Origin of the sequence: Proteus genomosp. 6, assembly GCF_040139785.1 — a bacterium.
GTDB lineage: Bacteria > Pseudomonadota > Gammaproteobacteria > Enterobacterales > Enterobacteriaceae > Proteus.
The window spans coordinates 1-805 of record NZ_JBEEVJ010000052.1 but is presented as its reverse complement, the minus strand read 5'-3'; the positions used below and the strand labels follow the sequence as shown (position 1 = coordinate 805).

Annotated in this window: 2 tRNA genes; both read right to left on the bottom strand. The window is 44.5% G+C overall.

Annotated features, from left to right (window positions below):
• Window positions 1-402: 402 nt before the first annotated feature.
• Window positions 403-478 (bottom strand) — tRNA-Ala (locus tag ABN212_RS18740).
• A 160-nt stretch (window positions 479-638) separates the two neighbouring features.
• A tRNA-Ile gene (locus ABN212_RS18735) sits at window positions 639-715 on the bottom strand.
• Window positions 716-805 lie beyond the last annotated feature (90 nt).

Genomic DNA, 805 nt, shown 5'->3' with positions numbered 1-805 from the left:
TTAGCACGTCCTTCATCGCCTCTGATTGCCTAGGCATCCACCGTGTACGCTTATTCGCTTAACCTCACAACCCGAAGATGTCTTTTCTTGAAGACGTCTGGGTGGTGATGGCTGCGCAGATTACATTTCGTCGTTGGGCAGTGCTCGCCATGCTCACATACTTATGTATGTTGCGCTGGCTGTGCGCTGTCCGCCTCGAACTGTAAATTGCTCGCTCATCCCACTTCGATGTCGAAAAACACATTCAAAGTTTGAGATTTTGAGAGACTCATCAATATACCTCGGTGATATATTGATTTGTTTTCAATTTTTCAGCTTGTTCCAGATTGTTAAAGAGCAAAATAATTCGCAGTATACTATTGCTAATATACTCTGAATTATTGTTTTATATTCAAGAGATTATGGTGGAGCTAAGCGGGATCGAACCGCTGACCTCCTGCGTGCAAGGCAGGCGCTCTCCCAGCTGAGCTATAGCCCCATAATGCATTCTTAATACCGTTTTTTGTTACTCAGCATTCTCTCTTATCGGAAATGTTCCTTTAATTAAGAAGGGAGCTAATCGTAGTGAGACAAGGCATGGAGTAACGAAGTTTACTTAAAGTAAACGAGTTGCTTCATAACGCAGTATCAATACGATTTGGTAGGCCTGAGTGGACTTGAACCACCGACCTCACCCTTATCAGGGGTGCGCTCTAACCACCTGAGCTACAAGCCTATACCGGTATTTCTGCTCGTTCTTCATCAGACAATCTGTGTGAGCACTGCACATAACACGTATCTCTTAGGTAAGGAGGTGATCCAACCG